The sequence below is a fragment of the Nonomuraea sp. NPDC004186 genome, from assembly GCF_053603495.1.
The window spans coordinates 33,756-54,011 of record NZ_JBSGFQ010000005.1 but is presented as its reverse complement, the minus strand read 5'-3'; the positions used below and the strand labels follow the sequence as shown (position 1 = coordinate 54,011).

Here is a 20,256-nt window from a genome sequence, read left to right as displayed (position 1 = left end):
CCCCAGCACGTTCTCAAGAGGAGTGGGCTTGAATCGCTTTCCACGCGTCATGGGTATGCGTTCAGGCTATGACCCCGCCGAAGTCGACGCCCTGATCGGGCGGATCGAGTCGACCCTGGGCAGGGGCATGCCCACCGTGGAGCCCGTCAGCGCGGACGACGTGCGACGGGCCACGTTCCGAGCCAAGCGTGGCGGATATGTCGAGACCGCGGTCGACTTCGCCCTGGAGGCGTTCGTGGTGGCGCTGGAGACCCAGGCCAAGCGACCGGTACGCCTCGCCATGGCCGAGCCGACCGGCGAGATGCTGCGCGAGGAGTGGTTCGAGACCCAGGCGGCCCGCGTCGAACGGGTGGCCTTCCGCCCGGGTCGCATGGGCACCGGCTACAACGAGGACGAGATCGACGCCTTCCTGGACCGCATCGTGGCCACCCTGCGCGGGACGACCGACTTCCCGGTGACGGCCAAGGAGGTGCGGGCGGCGAAGTTCTCGACGGTGCTGTTCCGGTCCGGCTACCTCATCGCGGACGTGGACTCCTTCCTGGCCGGCATCGCGGACGTGCTGGAGCAGCGCCGTTAGGCGTTCTCGACCACGGAGAGCAGCCCGCCGAGGTCGGGCAGCCGCTGCTGGATGATCTTCTCGTCGGCGGGCCGCTCGCCCTGGCGGTTGATCCACACGCGCGGGATGCCGAGGCGGTGGGCGGGGACCATGTCGTGGAAGTAGCTCTGCGCCACGTGCACCCATTGAGTGGGCTCGTACGAGCGCCTGAAGGTCTCGAAGTGCGCGTCGGCGGGCTTGTACGCGCCCACGTCCTCCGACGTCAGCACCGCGTCGAACGCCACGGGCAGCCGCCGCCGCGTCCCGGCGATGAGGTCGCGGTCGCAGTTGGTGAGCAGCGCCAGGCGCCAGCCCGCGCCGCGCAGCGCCGACAGTTCGGCGCCCACCTCGGGGAACACCGGCCAGCACGGGATCGTCGTGCCCAGCACCTGGGCGTCGTCCTCGTTCAGCTCCACCTTCTCGTCGGCGCAGGCCCTGCGGAGCGCCTCGGCCATCACGTGGCGGTAGCGGAGTGTCGGGGACTCGGCCTGCACGACGTGCTCGTGCCGGTTGTACGCCTCCAGCAGCCGCGCCCCCTGACCCGGCGCGATCAGCTCGGCGCTGGTGCGGATGCCGTGCCGCCAGTCGACAAGTGTTCCGAAGCAGTCGAACGTTACCCATCGCATAGATCTCATAATGAGGGACATGGCGATATCCGTGCGTCCTATCGAGCCGCAAGATCTCGCGTACGTGACCCGGGTGCTGACCGAGAGCTGGGGCGGCTCGACCGTGGTGGCCCTGGGCCGCGGCGAGCTGGTCGACGCGGCCGCGCAGCCGGGCTTCATCGCCGAGATCGAGGGCGAGCCGGCCGGGATCATCACGTACGCCCGGCGTGGCGACTCCGTGGAGATCATCACGATCGACGCGGTGGTGCCCGGCAGGGGAGTGGGGGCGGCGCTGCTGGACGCGGTGCGCACCGTCGCGGCCGAGGGCGGGGCGGCCAGGCTCTGGCTGGTCACCACCAACGACAACACGCACGCCCTGCGGTTCTACCAGCGGTACGGGTTCGACCTGATCGCCCTGCGCCGCAACGGCGTGGACCGGGCACGGGACCTCAAGCCGGGCATTCCCGCCGAGGCCGACGGCATCCCGATCCGGCACGAGCTGGAGCTGGAGCTGCTCCTCTGACCCTCCCGCTCCCCGCGCGGGCCGGTGAGGGTCGGCGGGGTCAGTGGAGGATCTGGTGGAGGGTGGCTGTCAGGCGGGCCGCCGGGTCGTCCTCGCTCGCCGAATCGTCCGAGCGCCAGGCCACGTAGCCGTCCGGGCGCACCAGGACGGCGTCGCAGCCGTACCGCGACTCCCAGTGCCCCTCGACGTCGACCAGCTCCGACCCCACCCGGTACACCCGGACGCCCTCGACCGCCACCCGCGCCCACTCCTCCCCGCCGGGCCCGCACAGCAGCACGAACGAGTCGTGGAACAGGTCGTGGACGCCGATCCGCCGCCCGTCGAGGGAGAGCCAGAGGTGCGGGGCCCGGGTGCCGGGAAGGGCGTGTCGTGAGACCCCGTCGCCGAACACCGACTCGGGCGGGGTCCCGGCCATCGCCGTGGACGCGTACCGCTGCCCGAGGACGCACGTGACCGGGTCCACCAGGTCGTCCTCCGGGCCGGAGCCGAACCTGGCGGCCTGGCTGCGCACGGTCACGTCGGCCAGCTCCAGCGCCACCGGGCGGCGCTCGGCCTCGTACGTGTCGAGCAGCGCGTCCGAGGCCCGCCCCGCGAGCACGGCGGCGAGCTTCCAGGCCAGGTTGTGCGCGTCCTGGACGGCCGAGTTGGCCCCCAGTCCCTGGGCGGGCGGCCACACGTGCGCGGCGTCGCCGACGAGGAAGACCCGGCCGGAGCGGTAGCTGTCGGCCACGCCGACCGCCTCCGTCCAGGACGCCTTGCTGACGATCTCGACCGGTACGTCGCGGCCGATGACCGCCTTGGCCGCGGCGACGCAGCGCTCGTCGGTGAAGTCGTCGGGCGACTCCTTGTCCGGGTCGTAGAGCAGGGACAGGCCCCAGTGGTCGGGCAGCGCGTGGGAGACGAACGCCGCCGAGGCGGCGCCGCCGGGTTCGCCGACGATCCAGAACAGGGCCCGCTTGGTGATGATCTCCGACAGGTCCGCCTTGATGACGTAGGTCACGAAGTGCCGCAGGGGGCCGAGGCCGGTGCGGGCGATGCCGATCCGCTCCCTGGTGGCCCCGCCGTAGCCGTCGGCGCCGATCACGTACCGGGCCCTGATCGTGTGCCGCTCGCCGGTGGCGCGGTCCTCCACCACGGCCGTCACGCCGTCGGCGTCGGGCTCGATCGACCGGCACTGCGTGTCGAACCACAGCTCCGCGCCCTTGGCGCGGGCGGCCTCGATCAGGATGGGCTCGACCGTGCTCTGGTCGGCCATGCAGAGCTCGCCCGCGGTCAGCTCGGGCAGCGCCCGCGGGGACTCGTCGCCGAACAGCCACTGCCACTCGCCCGCCAGCGTCGCGCAGCGGGCCACGCCGGCCTCCTCGTCGAAGGGCCGGCCCGCCTCCTTCACGGGTTCGTCCAGGCCGAGCGGCCGGTAGATCTCGAGGGTGCGCGGGTTGATCCCCCGGGCCCGGCCCAGGAGCGACACGCCGGGGTGGCGGTCGACCAGCAGGCAGGGCACGCCCTGGTGGGAGAGGAAGAGGGCCGAGGCGAGGCCGGCGTAGCCGCCGCCGACGATCAGGACGGGGGTCTGCTTCATGACGCCTTCTCCAGGGTGCGGGCGGGGTCGTCGACGGTCGGGTAGGTGCCGTTGCGGTGGGCCTGGCGGACGTCGCGTGCGTACTCGGGGGACAACATCGCGGTGATGATCGCGACGCCGCCGCGGCGGACGCGGATCTCGCTGCCGGCGGCCCTGCCGACCAGGCGGATGCGCCGCGCGGAGCCCTCCGCGGGCGCCTGGTGGTCCTTGACCTGGCCCCTGCCGCTCCAGCGCAGGTCCTGGTGCTCGACGGTGGCGTCCTCGGGGACCAGCAGCTTGACCACGCCGCGGTCGAGGTCGAGCCGCAGCTCGATCTCGGCGGGCAGGCCGGGGGAGCGCAGGTCGACGGTGGTCTGGCCGTAGCGGGTGCGGATCTCGAAGCGGCCCGCGGTGGTCCAGTTGCCCAGGCGCCGGGTGACGGCGTGGTCGGTGTGGATGCGTTCGATGTCGTTCATGAGGTTGATAGTTGCAGTGAAACTAGTTTCACGTCAACTAGTAATTTTGAGGCTAGTATTGGCCCATGGCTCTCGATCGTGGCTCGCCGCTCGCCCTGACCGTGCTGGCCCTGCTGCGCCACCAGCCGCTGCATCCGTACGGGATCCAGCGCATGCTCAAGCAGTGGGGCAAGGACCTGGTGGTCAACGTGGGCCAGCGGGCCGGCCTCTACCGGACCATCGACCGGCTGCTGGAGGCCGGCCTGATCAGCGTCCGGGAGACCGAGCGCGACCAGCAGTACCCCGAGCGCACGGTCTACGAGCTCACCGCCGAGGGCGAGACGGCGCTGCTCAAGTGGCTGGACGAGATGCTGGCCACGCCCAGGCAGGAGTTCCCGCAGTTCCCGGCCGCGCTGGCGAACGCGCTCATGCTCGCCCCGGAAGACCTGGCGGCGGCGCTCGAGCGGCGCGAGCGGGCGGTCGCCGAAACGCTGGCCGGGCTGGAGGCGAGCCTGGCCGACGATGCCGACCTGCCGCGCATCACCATGCTGGAGATCGAATACCTGCGCGAGGTGACGGCCGCGGAGACCCGGTGGCTGCGCGCGGTCATCGACGACCTGCGGGCCGGGCGGCTCACCTGGTCGCGGGAGTCGCTGGAGGAGGTCGCGGCGGAGCGAGAGTGACCGGGGCGGGCTCGGCCCGCGGCCTGTGCAGCAGGGCCACGATGACCGCGGTCACCGGGGCGGCCAGGAACGCGCCGATGATCCCCCAGAGCAGGCCGCCCACCGCGATCGCCACCAGGATGATCACCCCGGGCAGGTCGAGAGCCTTGCCGTAGACCTGCGGCGCCAGCACGTGCCCCTCGATCTGCTGAATCGTCACGGTCACCCCGACCACGATCAGCGCCACCAGCCAGCCCTTGGCCACGAGCGCCACCACCGCGGCCAGCAGCCCCGCCGTGAACGCCCCCACGATCGGCAGGAACGCCCCCACGAACGTCAGCACCGCCAGCGGCAGCGCGATGGGCACGCCCAGGATCCACAGCGCGAGGCCGATGAAGAACCCGTCCACCGCACCCACGATCGCGATCCCGCGGATGTAGCGGCCGATCACGGAGAAGATCAGGACGCCGGTCTCGGTGATGCGGGCCCTGGCCGAAACGGGTGCGAGCTCCACGAGCCAGTGGAAGAGCCGGTCGCCGCCGTGCACGAAGTACACCGACAGGACGAACGCCACCGCCGCCCCCACCACGATCTCGCCCGCGGTCCTGACCCCGGCCAGCGCGCCCGTGGCGATCTGGCGGCCCTGGGCGGTCAGGTACTCCTTGGCCTGCGCGGCGAGCTTGCGCGGGTCGACCCCGAACCGGGAGGTCAGGTCGTACAGGCTGTCGAGCACCCTGGTGAGGCTGACCCGCAGTTGCGCGATGCTGTCGATGGTGGGCGGCACCAGCAGCGCGATCAGCCCTCCGGCCAGCACGATCCCGCCGACGAAGACGATCGCGGTGGCCAGGGCGCGGCTCACCCCGCGTGACCTGAGCCAGCGGGCCGGGGGCAGCAGCAGCGCCGTGATGAACACGCCGACGACGACCGAGATGACCACCGTGGCGATCTGGTTGAGGCAGAAGCCGACCACAGCGATCAGCGCGACCCAACCGAGCAGCCGCCACGGCCCCATCCCCTGCCCCCCTATCGTGCCTGGTCAGAGGCCTTCCCCGAGGGGATGGGGGGCAACCCTGGTCAGGCGGGCGGCGTCAGGTGGAGACGCTGGGAACGCTTGTTCTCCTCGTACGTCTCCCGCGCCGCGCCGGTGGTGCCGCCGACCTCCGCGACCGGCACGTCCCACCACGCCTCGGAGGAGGGGGCGTCGTCCGCCATCGGGTCGGTGCGTACGTAGATCACCGTGGTCCTGGAACCCGAGCGGGTCTCCTCGAGCGCCTTGCGCAGGTCGGCGACCGACTCGGGGCGCAGCACCGTGGCGCCGAGGCTGGCCGCGTTGGCGGCCAGGTCGACGGGCAGCGGCCCGCCGTCGCGATGCCGGTACGAGGTGCCGAGCCGCTCCGCGCCCACGCTCTCCGACAGGCGGCCGATGGAGGCGAACCCGGAGTTGTCCACCAGGACGACCACCAGCTTGATCCCCTCGGAGATCGCCGTGATCAGCTCCTGGGCCATCATCAGGTACGAGCCATCGCCCACCAGGACGAACACCTCGCGCTCCGGCACCGCCATCTTGACGCCCAGCCCGCCGGCGATCTCGTAGCCCATGCAGGAGTAGCCGTACTCGACGTGGTAGTTGCCGGGCCCGCTCGGCCGCCAGAGCTTGTGCAGGTCGCCGGGCATCGAACCGGCCGCGCACACCACCACGCCGTCCTCGGCCGCCGCCGCGTTGACCGCGCCGATCACCGCGGACTGGGGCAGCGGCGAGCCCTCCAGCGAGTAGGCCCGGTCCACCGCCGCGTCCCACTCCCTGGTCAGCTCGGCGGCCCGCGCGCGGTAGTCCTCCGGCGCGCCCCTCCAGCCCGCGAACGCCTCGACCAGGTCCGCCAGCCCGTCGCGGGCGTCGCCGACCAGTTGCAGGCCGGACAGCTTGGCGGCGTCGAAGGCGGTGATGTTGAGGTTGAGGAAGCGGGCGTCGGGAGCGAAGATCGTCCGGGAGGCGGTGGTGAAGTCGCTGTAGCGGGTGCCCACGCCGATGATCAGGTCGGCCTCGCGGGCCAGCGCGTTGGCGGCCGTGGTGCCGGTGGCGCCGATCGCGCCCACGGCGAGCGGGTGCCCGTACGGGAGCGCGCCCTTGCCGGCCTGCGTCTCGGCGACCGGGATGCCGTACGTCTCGGCGAAGATCCGCAGCTGCTCCGTGGCCTCGCTGTAGATCGTCCCGCCGCCCGCGACGATCAGCGGGCGCACGGCTGACTTGGCCAGCTGGGCCGCCCGGAACACGGCGGCCCGCTCGGGGCGCGGCCTGGGGACGTGCCAGACGCGGCGCGCGAACAGCTCCTCCGGCCAGTCGTGGGCCTCCGCCTGCACGTCCTGCGGCAGCGCCAGCGTCACCGCGCCGGTCTCGGCCGGGTCGGTGAGCACGCGCATGGCCGCCAGCAGCGCCGACGGGAGCTGCTCGGGGCGGTTGATCCGGTCCCAGTAGCGGGAGACCGGCTTGAAGCAGTCGTTGACCGAGATGTCGTACGAGCGCTGGTCCTCCAGCTCCTGCAGCACCGGGCCCGCCACGCGGGTGGAGAAGATGTCGCCGGGCAGCAGCAGCACCGGCAGCCGGTTGATCGTCGCGCCCGCCGCGCCCGTGATCATGTTGGTCGCGCCGGGGCCGATGGAGGTGGTGCAGGCCAGGGTGGCCAGGCGGTTGCTGGCCCGGGCGTAGGCGGCGGCCGTGTGGACCATGGCCTGCTCGTTGCGGCTCAGGTGGTAGGGGAGGTCCTCGGTGGAGGTGGCCAGCGCCTGGCCGAGCCCGGCCACGTTGCCGTGGCCGAAGATGCCGGCGCAGCCGCCGAAGAACCTGCGTTCCACGCCGTCGCGCTCGCTCCACTGCTGGGCCAGGAAGCGCACGACGGCCTGGGCGACGGTCATATTGGTCATGAAGTCCTCCCGAACGGCAGTCTCGGGTCTGTGGGCTGGCTTTCCCAGGAGGAGCGGATCCACGCGTGGCGGGGGTCGTCGCAGAAGGCCATCGAGCGTTCCTCCGCCGGGCCCGCCAGGACGTTCAGGTAGTAGAGGTCGTAGCCGGGGGCGGCCATGGCGGGGCCGTGGTAGCCGTACGGGACGAGGACGACGTCGCCCGAGGAGACCTCGGCCAGGGTGTCGATGTGGCCGCGTTCGGAGGAGTAGACGCGCTGGTAGGCGTTGCCCTGGCCGGCCACCTCGAAGTAGTAGATCTCCTCCAGGACCGCCTCGCCGGGGTTGTCGGTGTCGTGTTTGTGCGGCGGGTACGACGACCAGTTGCCGCCCGGGGTGATGACCTCCACGGCCATGAGCTTGTCGCAGTCGAAGGCGCCGGGGGCGCAGAAGTTGTTCACCTGGCGGGTGGCCTGGCCCGCGCCGCGGATCTCGACCGAGACCTGGTCGGCGGGCACGTGGCGGGGCTCGAGGGCGCGGGTGGCGAGGGCGGAGGGCAGGGCGATGCGCCCGGTGCCCCGGAGGGTGACGTGGGAGCCGATCGGCACGTAGGCGAAGTCGCTCGGCCCGCTGAAGACCGAAGGCCGTCCCGTCAGCTCGAACGTCGCGGCGGAGGTGGTGACCGTGCAGGATCCCGACAGCGGGAGGACCAGCGTCTCCTCGTCGCCGGTGTCGAACGAGACCGGTGTGTCCGCCAGGTCCACGATGCGCAGGCCCGAGTACGTCCAGCCCGCCAGGGACGGGGTGATCTCGACGGACCAGGGGCCGTTCGCGGCCTTGCCGAACGGAACGTATGTCATGCGCGGGTCTCCCGTACCAGTGCCGCGGCGTTGTCCACCGCTTTCGCCACGTCGTCATCCGGAGGGTAGAGCAGGGCTCGGCCCACGACGAGGCCGCGTACGCCGGGAAGGCTCAGGGCGCGGTCCCAGTCGGCGTAGGCGGCGTCGATGTCCGGCGGGTCGCCGCCGAGCAGCAGCGCGGGCAGCGTGGTGGCGGCCATCACGCGCTCCATCTCCGCCACCGCCGGGATCTTGAGCCAGGTGTAGGCGGAGGTGGTGCCGAGCGCCTGGGCGATGCTGATCGCGCGGATCACGGCCTCGGGGGACAGGTCGTTGCGCAGCGCCCCGGACTCGGAGCGCAACGCCCAGAAGGGCTCCACCATGGCCGGCAGGCGGTGGCGGGCCAGGTCGGTGACGGCCCGGGCGCAGGACTCCAGGGTGGCCACCGTGGCGGGGTCGGCTGGGTCGATGCGGAGCAGCATCTTGCCGCCGTCCAGGCGCATCTCGTCGATCGAGGCCGCGTCGAAGCCGGTGAAACGGTCGTCCACCTCGAAGACCGAGCCCAGCAGGCCGCCCCGGTTCATGGAGCCGAAGGCGAGCTTGCCCTCCAGGGCGCCGAGCAGGAGCAGGTCCTCCATGACGTCGGGGGAGGCGAGGATGCCGTCCACGCCGGGGCGGGAGAGCGCCACCTGGAGGCGGTCGAGCAGGCCGGCGCGGCTGGCCATGGCCAGCGGCCGGTCGCGTACGCCCAGGGCGCCGCGGGCCGTGTGGTCGGCGGCGATGATCAGCAGTCGCTCGCCCTCGCCGGGCAGGCCGCGCCGCTGCCGCCGGGCCGCGGCCTCGGCGATCTCCTCCGGCCGGGTGGCCCGGATCTGGGTGAGCCGCTCGTAGCCGGAGGTCCTGGGCAGGGTGAGGTCGCTCAAGAGCCCGCTCCGTTCAGCAGGTCTTCCACCTCGGCTGTGGACGGCATGGCGTCGGCGCAGGCCAGCCGGGCGGCCACGAACGCACCCGCCGCGTTGGCGAAGCGCACCGTCCGCTCCAGCGGCCAGCCGCGCAGCAGCCCGAGGCAGATCGCCCCGCCGAACGCGTCACCCGCTCCGATGCCGTTGACCACCTTCACCTCCACCGGTTCCGCCACCACGCTCTCCTCGGAGGTACGCGCGAGAACCCCCTCAGGGCCCATTTTCACGATCGCGACCTTCACCCCGGCGTCCAGGAGCGCCTGCGCGGCGGCCTCCGGGTCGCGCACGCCGACCGCGTTCTCCACCTCGTCGAGGTTGCCGACCGCGACGTTCGCGTACGGGAGCGTCCGCCGCGCGGCCTCGTGGGCCGCCTCCCGCGACTTCCACAGCGACGGCCGCCAGTCGAGGTCGAACACGGTCCAGCCCGACGTGCGCGCCGACAGCGCGGCGGCGTGGGCGGCGGCGCTCGGCTCCTGGCTCAGCCCGGTCAGCGAGAACCAGAACAGGCTCGTCTCCGCGATGGCCCCGAGGTCGAGATGGGATGGGGAGATCTGCAGGTCAGGCGGGTGCTCGCCGCGGTAGAAGTAGATCGGGAAGTGGTCGGGCGGGAAGATCTCGCAGAACGTCACGGGAGTCGGCGGGCCCTCGACGGTGCTCACGAAGGCGTCGTCCACGCCGAACCCGCGGATCGCTCTACGGACGAACTCTCCGAAGGGGTCCGCTCCCACGCCGGTGATCACGGCGGAGCGCAGCCCGTGGCGCGCCGCGGCGACGGCGACGTTGGTGGGGCTGCCGCCGAGGAACTTGCCGAAGGATTCGACGTCGGCCAGGCCGACACCGGTCTGCAGCGGGTAGACGTCGACGCCGGAGCGCCCGAACGTGATCAGGTCGTACAAAGCACCTCCAGGAATGGAGCTTACCTTCGACACTATGGCATATTGTCATGACATTCGGATGTCCGCTATGTAACCTAATGTCCCTCAGCTCAAACCCCCGGGCGACTCACAACACGCCTGTTCGGACGGTTGGCTCCCGGCCCGCTGAGCAAAGACACAGCGTGTGGGCACTCTCCGCAAATTTGGCCAGGCCTTTACGTCATATGGATGTCATGACATATTGGCCCAGGGCGTTACCTCCTTACGGACCTGTCGGAGGGTTTGGATGGCATTGCGGAAACGGTCGATAGGTGTGGTCGCGGTCGTCACCGTGGCCGGGCTGGGGCTCGCAGCCTGCGGCCAGTCGTCCGGTGGCGGCGGAGGCGGTGACGCCATCGAGCTGACGATCACCCAGAACGCCATCGCGGGCGGGAAGAACGCCGCCGGCGCCAACTTCATCGCGAACTGGGTGATCCCCAAGTTCGAGGCGGCGCAGAAGGCGAAGGGCAAGAACGTCAAGGTCAAGTTCGTCCCCAGCGGCGTCGACGACGAGCAGTACAAGACCAAGCTCTCCCTGGACCTCAAGTCAGGCAAGGGCGCCGACGTGATCGACATAGACGGCATCTGGGCGGGCGAGTTCGCCGAGGCGGGTTACCTCAAGCCGCTGGCGGACCTGGTCGGCGCGGACGCCGACAGCTGGGACGGCTGGTCGCAGATCCCCGAGGCCGTCCAGGGCCTGGCCACGTTCAACGGCAAGAAGTACGCGCTGCCCGTCGGCACCGACGGCCGGGTGCTCTACTTCAACAAGACGCTCTTCCAGAAGGCCGGGCTGCCGGCCGACTGGCAGCCGAAGAGCTGGCAGGAGGTCCTCGACGCCGGGACGAAGCTGAAGTCCTCCGGCGTGCCCGTGCCGATCCAGATCAACGCCGGCACGGCGATGGGCGAGGCCACCTCCATGCAGGGCGTGCTGCCGCTGCTCGCGGGCGCGGGCGGCGAGGTGCAGAAGGACGGCAAGTGGGCGGGCGCCTCCCAGCCCCTGAAGGACGCGCTCGGCCTCTACCAGAAGATCTACGGCGGCGGCCTCGGCGACCCCAAGCTCCAGCAGGAGGCCAAGGGCCGCGACAAGTCGTTCCAGCAGTTCGCCGCGGGCAAGATCGGCATCCTGATGGAGGGCGACTACTTCTGGCGCGGCGTCGTCAACCCCGCGACCGGCGTGGCCAAGATGGCCGACCGCGACCAGGTCGTCGGCTATGCCATGATCCCCGCGATGGAGCCCGGCAAGGGCATCCGCGGGCAGGACTTCGTCAGCATGTCGGGCGGCGCGCTGCGTACGGTGAACCCCAACAGCAAGCACCCGAAGGAGGCCTTCGAGCTGGCGACCTTCACGCTCTCGCCGGAGGGGCTGAAGGAGGAGACCAAGGACGGCAACGTCCGCATCACGCCGCGCACCGACGTCAACAAGGAGATCCTCGCCGGTGAGCCGCTGCTGACGTACATCTCGGAGAAGGTGCTGCCGCTGACGGCCTACCGGCCGCCGGTGGCCGTCTACCCGCAGGTGTCGGTGGCGCTGCAGGAGGCCACGGCCGCGGTGGTGGGTGGCACGGCGCCCGACCAGGCAGCGGCCGACTACCAGAAGAAGCTCGAAGGAATCGTCGGTGGCCCTGGCAACATCGCCTCCTGAGGCCACCGAGGCCGCCGCGCCGGGCCGCTACAGCTCGGACGCGGCGGGCCTGGGCAGGCTGCGGGCAGGGGCCTTCGTGGCCCCCGCCCTGCTGCTCGTCGCGGTCTTCCTCGTCTTCCCCGCGCTCTGGGTGCTCTATCTCGGCCTCACGAACTACCGCCTGACCGGCGCCGCCGCAGCGGCTCCCCAGTTCGTCGGGCCGGCCAACCTCATCGACGCGGTCTCCAACCCGGAGTTCTGGAGCTCCACCTGGCTGACGGTCGAGTTCGTGGCGGGCTCGGCCGTCATCGGGCAGGTCGGGCTCGGCTTCACGATCGCCTGGCTGCTGCGCGACCGGCGCGGGCCGGTGAAGCGGGTGGTCGAGGGCCTGGTCATCCTGGCCTGGATCCTGCCCAGTGCGATCGTGTCCTTCCTGTGGGTGGCGCTGCTCGACCGCGACGCGGGCACGCTGAACGCGCTGCTCGGCATCCAGGGCTTCGCCTGGCTGCTCGACCACCCCATGCTGTCGATCATCGTGTTCAACATCTGGCGCGGCACGGCCTTCTCGATGATGTTGTACGGCGCCGCGCTCGGGAACGTGCCCCCGTCGCACCTGGAGAGCGCCCGCCTGGCCGGGGCCTCCGGCTGGCAGCAGCTCAGGGACGTGGTGTTCCCGCACATCAGAGGCCACATCCTGACGAACCTGCTGCTCATCAGCCTGTGGACCTTCAACGACTTCACCCCCTTCCTGCTCACCGCGGGCGGCCCCGACGGCAAGTCCGAGGTGCTGGCCGTGCACGTGTACAAGGTCGCGCTGCAGAGCGGCGAGCTGGGCCACGGCGCCGCGGTCTCCACGATCATCCTGCTCATCAACCTGGTCGTGGCGGTGTTCTACCTGCGGCTGCTCCGGAGCAAGAAATGACGCGTTTCGTGCTGGGCCGGATCGGCTTCTACACGCTGATCGCGGTGCTGCTGGCCTTCTTCACGATCCCGCTGCTGTGGCTGGTGACGGCGCCCTTCACGTCTAACCCGACGTACCAGGTCACGGTGCCCGACTTCACCTTGGAGAACTTCAAGGCGGTCGTCGAGCATCCGTACGCGCTGCCGTCCCTCTACAACTCCGTGCTGCTGTCGGTCGGCACGGCCGTCCTGGTGGTGATCATGGCTGGGCTGGCCGCGTACGCGCTGAGCCGGGTGCGGCTGCCCGGCCGGGACGCGCTGCTCTACGCGTTGCTGCTGCTGTCGTCGATCATCACGGGGACGGCGGCCATGGTGCCGCTGTTCCAGCTCGCGGTGGAGCTCAACCTCATCGACTCGCAGCTCGGGCTGATCCTCATCCTGACCGGCGGGCTGCTGCCGGCGGCGATCTTCATGCTCAAGGACTTCATGGACTCGACGCCGAAGTCGTACGAGGAGTCGGCGCGGGTGTTCGGGGCCACGCCGCTGCAGATCGTGCGGCACGTGGTGGTGCCGCTCGTACGTCCTGGTCTGGCGACGGTCGCGGTCTGGGCCGTGGCCAACGTGTGGGGAAATTTCCTGATGCCGTATCTGCTGCTGAGGGACGTCGAGCAGTATCCGGCGGCGGTGATCACGTACACCCTCTACACCGAGGGCGGCCAGGCCAACCTCAGCATGTTGTCCACGTTCGGCCTCCTGTACTCGATTCCCGTGGTGCTCATGTACCTGTTCGTCAGCAAGAAGTACGGCTTCCGCTTCCACGGAGGGATCAAGCGTTAATGGCCGGAATCGAACTACGCGGGCTGACCAAGGTCTATCCCGGCGGGGTGAAGGCGCTCGACTCGCTCGATCTGGTCATCCCCGACGGCGAGTTCTTCGCCCTGCTCGGCCCCTCCGGCTGCGGCAAGACCACGCTGCTGCGCACGATCGCCGGCCTGGAGACCGCCACCGGCGGGGTCGTGGTCATCGGTGACCGGGACGTGACGGGCGTGCAGCCCGGCGGCCGGGACGTCGCCATGGTCTTCCAGGACTACGCGCTCTTCCCGCACATGGACGTCACGGACAACATCGCCTACCCGCTGCGCATCAAGAAGGTCGCCAAGGGCGCCCGCCGCGACAAGGCCGCCGAGGTGGGGGCGCGGCTCGGGCTCGAACAGCTCATGGACCGGCGGCCGGGCCAGCTCTCGGGCGGGCAGCAGCAGCGGGTGGCGCTGGCCAGGGTGATGGCCACGCAGGCGCAGGCGTTCCTGTTCGACGAGCCGCTGTCCAACCTGGACGCCCGGCTGCGGCTGGAGGCGCGTACGTTCCTGAAGAAGCTCCAGCGCGAGCTCGGCGTCACCACCGTCTTCGTCACCCACGACCAGGCGGAGGCCCTGGCCATGGCCGACCGGATGGCCGTCATGGAAGCCGGGCACATCCGGCAGATCGGCACGCCGGCCGAGGTCTTCCAGCGGCCCGCGAACACGTTCGTGGCCGGATTCATCGGCTCGACACCCATGAACCTGCTCGACGGCGTCGTACGAGGTGACACGCTGGAAGTGGCAGGGTGCAAGGTGGCGGTCCCGGCCTCGGCCGAGGGACGGCTCTCCGACGGGGAGAAGATCGTGTACGGCGTGCGACCCGAATACCTGGCCTACTCGCCCGAGCCCGGCGGGGGCGCGCTGGGCGGCAAGGTGGCCATCGTGGAGAACCTCGGCGCGTCCCACCTGGTGACCCTCGACGTCAACGACGTGACCGTGCAGGCCGTCGTGCCCGAGGGGAGCGAGCCCGAGATCGGCGACGACGGCTACGCGACGCCCCGGCGCGACCGCGCCCTCGTCTACCGGGACGGGGAGTTGGTTTGAGAGGCCATTGGAGTCTGGACGACCGGCTGGAGCGGATCCTGCGCGAGGTGCCCTTCGAGGTGCCCGCGGGGACCGCCGCCGTGACCGTGCGGCTGGCGTACGACCGGTCGCAGGGCGTCATCGACCTCGGCTGCGGCGCTCCCGGCGGCTTCCGCGGCTGGTCGGGCGGCGCGCGCGACGAGTACACGATCACCCCGGACTGGGCGACGCCCGGCTACCTGCCGGGTGAGCCTGAGGCGGGCACGTGGCACGTGTGGCTGCGGCTGCACCGCATCCCGCCGCAGGGCCTCGACTACTCGCTGGAGATCACCACCTCGGCCGTCGCCCCCGCCGAGCCGGTGGCCGAGGAGCCGCCGCACGGGGAGCGCCCGCCCCGCCGGGACGTGCCCTCCGTCGACGGCCTGCGGTGGTTCGCGGGCGACTTCCACGCCCACACCCTGCACAGCGACGGCAGCCTGACCATCGCCGAACTGGCCGAGCTGGCCCACGGGCGCGGCCTCGACTTCCTGGCCGTCACCGACCACAACACCGTCAGCCACCACCCCTGGCTGGGCAAGACCGACCGTGGGATCACGCTCATCCCGGGTCAGGAGGTCACCACCGACCGGGGCCACGCGAACGTGTTCGGGGAGGTCGGCTGGGTGGACTTCCGGCAGCCCGCCGACTCCTGGGTGGAGCACGCCGAGCGCGCGGGCGGGCTGATCTCGATCAACCACCCGCTCGGCGGCGACTGCGCCTGGCTGCTGCCCATCACCCGGCGGCCGCGGATCGCCGAGGTCTGGAGCTCCGGCTGGTGGGACCGCCGCTGGGGCGCGCCGCTGGCCTGGGCGGACGCCTGGCGCGACGACGTGATCGCGATCGGCGGCAGCGACTTCCACCGCCACGGCTCCGATGGCCTGCCCGGCGGACCGACGACATGGGTGCTGGCCGAGGACACGAGCACGGTGCTCGACGGCGTGCGCGCCGGGCGCACCGCCGTCTCCACCGGCCCCGACGGCCCGCTGCTGCTCAGGCTGGGCGACGAACTGCTCGCCCTGGACGCCGACGGCCTGGTCCTGGTACGCCCCGACGGCACCCGGCAGGTCGTACACGGGGAGCGCGTCCTGCTGCGGGCCCTTGACGGACGCCACCGCCTGGAAACTTACGAGAACGAGGTGATCGCACTGTGCGAGTGAAAGTCGCCAACGCGCCCGTGAGCTTCGGCGTGTTCGAGCTGGCCACCGAGCCGCCACCGTTGAGCGCCGACGAGATGGTCCGGGCGCTGTCCGAGGCCGGGTACGAGGGCATCGACTCCGGGCCGATCGGCTACCTGGGCACCGGATCCGGGCTCGCCGACCGGCTGGCCGGGAACGGGCTGCTGCTCGCGGGCGGCTGGGTGGACCTGCCCTACAACGACGCGGCGGCGTACGAGGCCGGGCTGCCCGCGCTGGAGGCCGCGCTCGACGTGTTCGCCGCCGCGCCGCCGGCGCCCGAGGGGTTCGGGCCGCGGCCCACGCTGGCCTGCTCGGGGTCGCCGGAGCGGTTCGCGCGCCCGGGTGGGAGCGTTCCAGGATTGGCGGCCTCCGAGTGGGCGGGCTACGCGGCCCGGGTGCAGAGGGCGGTCGACCGGTGCCGCGAGCGCGGGCTGGAGCCCGTGTTCCACCACCACCTCGGCACCTACGTCGAGACCCCCGACGACGTCGAGCGGCTGCTGGAGCTGACCGACGTGCAGCTCTGCCTGGACACCGGCCACCTGCTGCTGGCCGGGGGCGAGCCGGTGAGCGCGCTGCGCGACTGGTCGGGCCGGGTCGGGCACGTGCACATCAAGGACGGCGACACGAAGATCCTCGCCCAGGCCCTGGCCGACGGCGTGGACCTGCGCGAGCTCATGGGGCGCGGCGGATTCGCCCCGCTCGGTGAGGGCGAGCTGGACCTGCCCGCCGTGGTGCGCGTCCTGGACGAGATCGACTACGCGGGCTGGGTCGTCATCGAGCAGGACACCCTGCCCGGACGCCGCACCGTCGCCCAGAACATCGCCGACCAGGCGGCCAACCGCCGCAGGCTGGAGGACTTGGGACTGTGAGAATCGCGCTGGTGGGATGCGGCGCCGTCACGCAGGCGGTCTACGTGCCGTTGCTGTCGAGGCGGCGCGACCTGTTCGAGGTGGTCGCGGTCTGCGACCTGTCGCGGACGCTCGCCGACGCGGTGGGTGACCGGCTGGGCGCCGCCAGGCGCTTCACGTCGGTGGCTGAGCTGCTCTCGGCCGGGGGTTTCGAGGCCGTGCTGGTCCTCGCCTCGGGCTCGCACGGGGAGACGGTCGGCCGGGCGCTGGCCGGCGGGTACGCCGTGCTGTGCGAGAAGCCGCTCGCGCTGACCAGGGCCGAGGTGGCCGGCCTCCCCGAGGGGCGGCTGATGGTGGGCTACATGAAGCAGTACGACCCGGCCGTGCGCCGGGCCGAGGAACTGCTGGCCGAGCTGGGTGGACCGGAGGCGATCAGGTCGGTCGAGGTGACCGTGCTGCATCCGAGCGGGGAGTCGCAGCTGGCGTTCGCGAACCTGACGCAGGCGCGGGATGTGGATCCGGGGCTGCTCGACTCGTTGCGGGCCGCCGAGCGCGACCTGGTCTCGCGGGCGCTGGGGGAGTCGGCGCCGGAGCAGGTACGGGCGCTGTACGGGGTGGCCTTGGGCTCGATATGCCACGATTTGTCGCTCTTGAGGCGCTTTACCGGGTCGCCTGCGGAAATTTCGTACGTTGAGGCGTGGGGGCCCGCGCCGGGGTCCATCGAGATCACCGGGCCTCTGCCCGTCCGGGGGCGGTTCTCGATCCGCTGGCACTACCTGGAGGACTACCCGGCCTACCGCGAGACCGTGGCCATCCACCACGACAGGGGCTCGCTGGAGCTGGTCTTCCCCTCGCCCTACCTGATGAACGCGCCCACCACGCTCACCGTGGTCTCCGGCGCCGAGAGCCGCACCGAATACCGCGACGTGACCGAGGCGTTCGAAGTACAGCTGGCCGCCTTTCATGCTTTCGTGAACGATGGCAAGCCGCCCCTCACCGACGCGGGCGGCGGGCTGGAGGACATCGTGACCGCCCAGCGGATCGCCGCTCGTTACGCCGTACAGCATGATCTGCCCATCGGAGGGGAGGCCGCGTGAGTACTGAGATCGTCGTCGTACCGCACACGCACTGGGACCGGGAGTGGTACGAGCCGTTCCAGCGCTTCCGGCTGCGGCTGGTGGCGCTGCTCGACGAGGTGCTCGACACCATGGAGCGCGAGCCCGCCTACCACTTCACCCTCGACGGGCAGCTGGCCTGCGTGGACGACTATCTGGAGGTGCGGCCCGAGAACCGCGACCGCATCGCCGCGCTCGTCGAGTCGGGGCGGCTGGCGGTGGGGCCGTGGCAGATCCTGCTCGACGAGTTCCTGTGCTCGGGCGAGAACATCGTGCGCAACCTCGAACTGGGCATGAGCCGGGCGGACAAGCTCGGCGGGGCGATGCCGGTGGGGTACCTGCCCGACATGTTCGGGCACACGGCGCAGATGCCGCAGATCCTGCGCAAGGCCGGGCTGCTGCACGCGTGCGTCTACCGCGGGGTGCCGTCCTCGGTGACCACGGACGCCTTCGCCTGGGTCGCGCCGGACGGGACGGCGCTGCGCACCCAGTACCTGCCCGCGGGCGGCTACGGGAACGGGGCGCACCTGTTCTCGGACTCGGCCGGGCTGGCCGAGCGGGCGGCCGCGTTCGTCACGACCATGCGGGAGTGGCACGGGCCCGATGGCGCGCTGCTCGCCATGTACGGCACGGACCACTCGGCACCGGTGCGCGGGCTGCCGGAGATGGTGGCGGCGATCGGCGCCCGGATGGACACCCTGTCCGGATATATCGGGAAATATTCCGGTGAGGTGGACGGGCTGCCGCGCGTCGAAGGAGAGCTGCGCTCCCACGCCCGCGCCAACATCCTGCCCGGCGTCATCTCGGTCCGGGCCCACGTCAAGCAGGCCATGGGCCGCGCCGAGCGGATGGTCGAGCGCTACGCCGAGCCGCTGGCCACCCTCTGGGGCGCCGAGTGGCCGGGCCGCTTCCTCGACATGGCGTGGTGGCGGCTGGTCGACGCCAGCGGCCACGACTCGGTGACCGGCTGCGGCGTGGACGACACCGCCCAGCAGGTGGCCGCGCGCATCGCCGAGGCCGAGCACCTCGGCCAGGCCGTACGCGACATGGTGACCGCCCGGCTGGCCGCATCGGTGCCCTCCGACGGGGTGCTCCTCGTCAACCCGACCCCCGCCGCGCGCAGGGGCGTCGTGGTCGTGGACGTGGCCGGCACCGACCCGCTGGTGGACCCCTCGGGCGCGCCGGTGCCGGTGCAGCCGCTGGAGTACGCGCCCACGCTGCTGCTGGACGAGGAGATGGACGCCGCCACGGCGCTGACCTTCGTCCACGGCACCGAGCTGTACGGGCAGCACATCACGGCGTGGTCGGTGGAGGGCGAGACGCTGACGTTCACGGTGGCGCGGGAGACGTCGGCCGTGATCGACCTGGACGACCTGCGCGCGGCGACCGGCGACGTGCGGCGGGTGCGCATCCTCGCCGAGCCCAGGCGCACGGTCGCCGCTCTGGTGGAGGTCCCGCCGCTGGGCCACACGAGCATCCGGCCGGTGCCCCGCGAGCAGGTGCACGGGTCGCCCGCCGGCGAGGGCCGGCCGGCTCCTACACCGGTGCGCGGCGACGAGGAGGTGCTGGACAACGGCCTGCTCCGGGTCACGATCGCCGGCGACGGCACGCTGACGCTGGTGAGCGCGGACGGCACGACGGTCACGGGAGCCGGGCGCATCGTGGACGGCGGCGACGTCGGCGACACCTACAACCACGCGCCTCCGGCCGACGACCTGCTCGTGTCCGAGCCGTCGTCCGTCGAGACGGAGCTGATCTGCTCGGGTCCGCTGGTGGCGGCGGTGGACGTACGGCGTACGTACCGGTGGCCGGCATCGGGGGACGGGATCGACGGCGCGCCCGAGCTGCCCGCTCCCTCGCGGGCCCCGCGGACCGAGGGGATCGTCGTCACCACCCGCGTCGAGCTGCGGGCCGGCGAGCCGTACGCACGCCTGCGCGTCGAGTTCGACAACCGGTGCGCGGACCATCGGGTTCGGCTGCACGTGCCGCTGCCCGCTCCGGCGACGGAGTCGCACGCCGAGGGCCAGTTCGCGGTCGTCACCCGCGGGCTCACCTCGGAGGGCGGCTGCGGCGAGACCCCGCTGCCCACCTTCCCCGCCTCCTCGTGGGTGGCGTCCGGAGGCGTGGCGGCGCTGCTGGAACACGTGACGGAGTACGAGGTGGCGGACGGCGAGCTGGCCCTGACGCTCCTGCGTTCGGTCGCCTACCTGTCCCGCAACCGCAACGCCCTGCGCCCCGAGCCGGCCGGGCCGCAGTTGCCGACTCCGGCCGCCCAGTCGCGCGGGGTCCGCTCGGTGAGCCTGGCGCTGATGCCGTACGCGGAGTCCTGGCAGGAGGTCGTGCCGCAGGCCGAGACCTTCCGCCACGACCTGCTGGTGGTCCCGGGCCAGGGCGAACGCGCTTCGGCGCTGCCCGATCCCGCGTCCGGGCTGTCGGTGACGGGCGACGGCGTGGTGATGACCTCGTTGCGGATGCGTGACGACCGGCAGGAGCTCAGGGTCGTGGCCCTCACGCCGGCCGCCACGGAGGCCGTCATCGAGGGCCCCTTCACCGAGGCCCGCCACGCCGACCTGCGCGGCCGCCCCGGCGACCGGCTCCCGGTCGCGGACGGCGTGCTCCGCCTGGCGCTGAAGCCGTGGGAGATCGCGACGGTTCAGCTCTCCGGATAGC

Annotated in this window: 19 protein-coding genes; 11 read left to right on the top strand and 8 right to left on the bottom strand. The window is 71.8% G+C overall.

What is annotated here, in order from left to right:
- The first annotated feature begins 22 nt into the window (after positions 1-22).
- Entirely contained in the window at positions 23-577 is a 555-nt protein-coding gene (locus tag ACWEPL_RS05550; RefSeq protein ID WP_350739033.1) for a DivIVA domain-containing protein, read from the top strand.
- Here ACWEPL_RS05550 and ACWEPL_RS05545 read toward each other — a convergent pair.
- Entirely contained in the window at positions 574-1,221 is a 648-nt protein-coding gene (locus tag ACWEPL_RS05545; protein WP_452435311.1) for an HAD family hydrolase, read from the bottom strand. The two genes, ACWEPL_RS05550 and ACWEPL_RS05545, sit on opposite strands and share 4 nt — an antisense overlap.
- Before the next feature lie 19 nt (positions 1,222-1,240).
- Here ACWEPL_RS05545 and ACWEPL_RS05540 point away from each other — a divergent pair, with 19 nt between their 5' ends.
- Positions 1,241-1,723 carry a GNAT family N-acetyltransferase gene (locus tag ACWEPL_RS05540; protein WP_452435310.1) on the top strand — a complete coding sequence of 161 codons (483 nt, stop codon included), beginning with the start codon at positions 1,241-1,243 and terminating at the stop codon, positions 1,721-1,723.
- A gap of 40 nt (positions 1,724-1,763) precedes the next feature.
- Here the strand turns inward: ACWEPL_RS05540 and ACWEPL_RS05535 are convergent, their stop codons facing one another.
- Both ACWEPL_RS05535 and ACWEPL_RS05530 read right to left on the bottom strand, forming a co-directional pair.
- On the bottom strand, positions 1,764-3,302 hold the full coding sequence (locus ACWEPL_RS05535; protein ID WP_452435309.1) for an FAD-dependent monooxygenase: 1,539 nt from the start codon (positions 3,300-3,302) through the stop codon (positions 1,764-1,766).
- Positions 3,299-3,757: a hypothetical protein gene (locus ACWEPL_RS05530; RefSeq protein ID WP_452435308.1), complete on the bottom strand. Its 459-nt coding sequence runs from the start codon at positions 3,755-3,757 to the stop codon at positions 3,299-3,301. Before ACWEPL_RS05530 ends, ACWEPL_RS05535 begins: the two co-directional genes overlap by 4 nt.
- A 65-nt stretch (positions 3,758-3,822) precedes the next feature.
- Between ACWEPL_RS05530 and ACWEPL_RS05525 the strand changes: the two genes are divergently transcribed.
- Positions 3,823-4,419: a PadR family transcriptional regulator gene (locus tag ACWEPL_RS05525; RefSeq protein ID WP_363962974.1), complete on the top strand. Its 597-nt coding sequence runs from the start codon at positions 3,823-3,825 to the stop codon at positions 4,417-4,419.
- Here the strand turns inward: ACWEPL_RS05525 and ACWEPL_RS05520 are convergent.
- The 5 genes from ACWEPL_RS05520 to iolC form a co-directional block, all read right to left on the bottom strand.
- Positions 4,370-5,410, bottom strand: coding sequence for an AI-2E family transporter (locus ACWEPL_RS05520; protein WP_452435307.1), 1,041 nt, complete (start codon positions 5,408-5,410; stop codon positions 4,370-4,372). The two genes, ACWEPL_RS05525 and ACWEPL_RS05520, sit on opposite strands and share 50 nt — an antisense overlap.
- Positions 5,411-5,472: 62 nt before the next feature.
- The gene (gene iolD, locus ACWEPL_RS05515) at positions 5,473-7,308 is read right to left on the bottom strand and encodes a 3D-(3,5/4)-trihydroxycyclohexane-1,2-dione acylhydrolase (decyclizing) (RefSeq protein WP_452435388.1); all 1,836 of its coding nucleotides are present in this window, start codon (positions 7,306-7,308) and stop codon (positions 5,473-5,475) included.
- Between the two features lie 5 nt (positions 7,309-7,313).
- The gene (gene iolB / locus ACWEPL_RS05510; RefSeq protein WP_355209951.1) at positions 7,314-8,153 is read right to left on the bottom strand and encodes a 5-deoxy-glucuronate isomerase; all 840 of its coding nucleotides are present in this window, start codon (positions 8,151-8,153) and stop codon (positions 7,314-7,316) included.
- Complete coding sequence (locus ACWEPL_RS05505) at positions 8,150-9,055, bottom strand: Cgl0159 family (beta/alpha)8-fold protein (RefSeq protein WP_363962979.1); 906 nt, start codon at positions 9,053-9,055, stop codon at positions 8,150-8,152. Before ACWEPL_RS05505 ends, iolB begins: the two co-directional genes overlap by 4 nt.
- Positions 9,052-9,990, bottom strand: a complete 939-nt coding sequence (gene iolC, locus ACWEPL_RS05500; RefSeq protein ID WP_350739009.1) for a 5-dehydro-2-deoxygluconokinase — start codon at positions 9,988-9,990, stop codon at positions 9,052-9,054. Before iolC ends, ACWEPL_RS05505 begins: the two co-directional genes overlap by 4 nt.
- 265 nt (positions 9,991-10,255) lie before the next feature.
- On the opposite strand from iolC, the gene ACWEPL_RS05495 reads away from it, so the two are divergent.
- The 8 genes from ACWEPL_RS05495 to ACWEPL_RS05460 are packed head-to-tail and all read left to right on the top strand — an operon-like array spanning position 10,256 to position 20,255.
- Positions 10,256-11,650 (top strand): extracellular solute-binding protein, encoded by a 1,395-nt coding sequence (locus tag ACWEPL_RS05495; RefSeq protein WP_363962981.1) that lies wholly within the window; start codon positions 10,256-10,258, stop codon positions 11,648-11,650.
- Positions 11,625-12,551 carry a carbohydrate ABC transporter permease gene (locus ACWEPL_RS05490; RefSeq protein ID WP_350739004.1) on the top strand — a complete coding sequence of 309 codons (927 nt, stop codon included), beginning with the start codon at positions 11,625-11,627 and terminating at the stop codon, positions 12,549-12,551. Before ACWEPL_RS05495 ends, ACWEPL_RS05490 begins: the two co-directional genes overlap by 26 nt.
- The gene (locus ACWEPL_RS05485) at positions 12,548-13,366 is read left to right on the top strand and encodes a carbohydrate ABC transporter permease (RefSeq protein ID WP_355209965.1); all 819 of its coding nucleotides are present in this window, start codon (positions 12,548-12,550) and stop codon (positions 13,364-13,366) included. Before ACWEPL_RS05490 ends, ACWEPL_RS05485 begins: the two co-directional genes overlap by 4 nt.
- Positions 13,366-14,430 (top strand): ABC transporter ATP-binding protein, encoded by a 1,065-nt coding sequence (locus ACWEPL_RS05480; protein WP_452435306.1) that lies wholly within the window; start codon positions 13,366-13,368, stop codon positions 14,428-14,430. Before ACWEPL_RS05485 ends, ACWEPL_RS05480 begins: the two co-directional genes overlap by 1 nt.
- Positions 14,427-15,605: a CehA/McbA family metallohydrolase gene (locus ACWEPL_RS05475; RefSeq protein ID WP_452435305.1), complete on the top strand. Its 1,179-nt coding sequence runs from the start codon at positions 14,427-14,429 to the stop codon at positions 15,603-15,605. Before ACWEPL_RS05480 ends, ACWEPL_RS05475 begins: the two co-directional genes overlap by 4 nt.
- On the top strand, positions 15,596-16,492 hold the full coding sequence (locus ACWEPL_RS05470) for a TIM barrel protein (protein WP_363962988.1): 897 nt from the start codon (positions 15,596-15,598) through the stop codon (positions 16,490-16,492). The genes ACWEPL_RS05475 and ACWEPL_RS05470 overlap by 10 nt, the downstream gene beginning before the upstream one ends.
- Positions 16,489-17,568, top strand: a complete 1,080-nt coding sequence (locus ACWEPL_RS05465) for a Gfo/Idh/MocA family protein (protein ID WP_452435304.1) — start codon at positions 16,489-16,491, stop codon at positions 17,566-17,568. Before ACWEPL_RS05470 ends, ACWEPL_RS05465 begins: the two co-directional genes overlap by 4 nt.
- Entirely contained in the window at positions 17,565-20,255 is a 2,691-nt protein-coding gene (locus ACWEPL_RS05460; protein WP_452435303.1) for a glycoside hydrolase family 38 N-terminal domain-containing protein, read from the top strand. Before ACWEPL_RS05465 ends, ACWEPL_RS05460 begins: the two co-directional genes overlap by 4 nt.
- Position 20,256 lies beyond the last annotated feature (1 nt).

Bases quoted from the DNA above. Each gene is read 5' to 3' on its own strand.
- ACWEPL_RS05485 (WP_355209965.1), top strand. From the start codon at position 12,548: ATGACGCGTTTCGTGCTGGGCCGGATCGGCTTCTACACGCTGATCGCG.
- ACWEPL_RS05520 (WP_452435307.1), bottom strand. From the start codon at position 5,410: ATGGGGCCGTGGCGGCTGCTCGGTTGGGTCGCGCTGATCGCTGTGGTC.
- ACWEPL_RS05530 (WP_452435308.1), bottom strand. From the start codon at position 3,757: ATGAACGACATCGAACGCATCCACACCGACCACGCCGTCACCCGGCGC.
- ACWEPL_RS05525 (WP_363962974.1), top strand. From the start codon at position 3,823: ATGGCTCTCGATCGTGGCTCGCCGCTCGCCCTGACCGTGCTGGCCCTG.
- iolB (WP_355209951.1), bottom strand. From the start codon at position 8,153: ATGACATACGTTCCGTTCGGCAAGGCCGCGAACGGCCCCTGGTCCGTC.
- ACWEPL_RS05535 (WP_452435309.1), bottom strand. From the start codon at position 3,302: ATGAAGCAGACCCCCGTCCTGATCGTCGGCGGCGGCTACGCCGGCCTC.
- ACWEPL_RS05495 (WP_363962981.1), top strand. From the start codon at position 10,256: ATGGCATTGCGGAAACGGTCGATAGGTGTGGTCGCGGTCGTCACCGTG.
- iolD (WP_452435388.1), bottom strand. From the start codon at position 7,308: ATGACCGTCGCCCAGGCCGTCGTGCGCTTCCTGGCCCAGCAGTGGAGC.
- ACWEPL_RS05540 (WP_452435310.1), top strand. From the start codon at position 1,241: ATGGCGATATCCGTGCGTCCTATCGAGCCGCAAGATCTCGCGTACGTG.
- ACWEPL_RS05545 (WP_452435311.1), bottom strand. From the start codon at position 1,221: ATGCGATGGGTAACGTTCGACTGCTTCGGAACACTTGTCGACTGGCGG.
- ACWEPL_RS05480 (WP_452435306.1), top strand. From the start codon at position 13,366: ATGGCCGGAATCGAACTACGCGGGCTGACCAAGGTCTATCCCGGCGGG.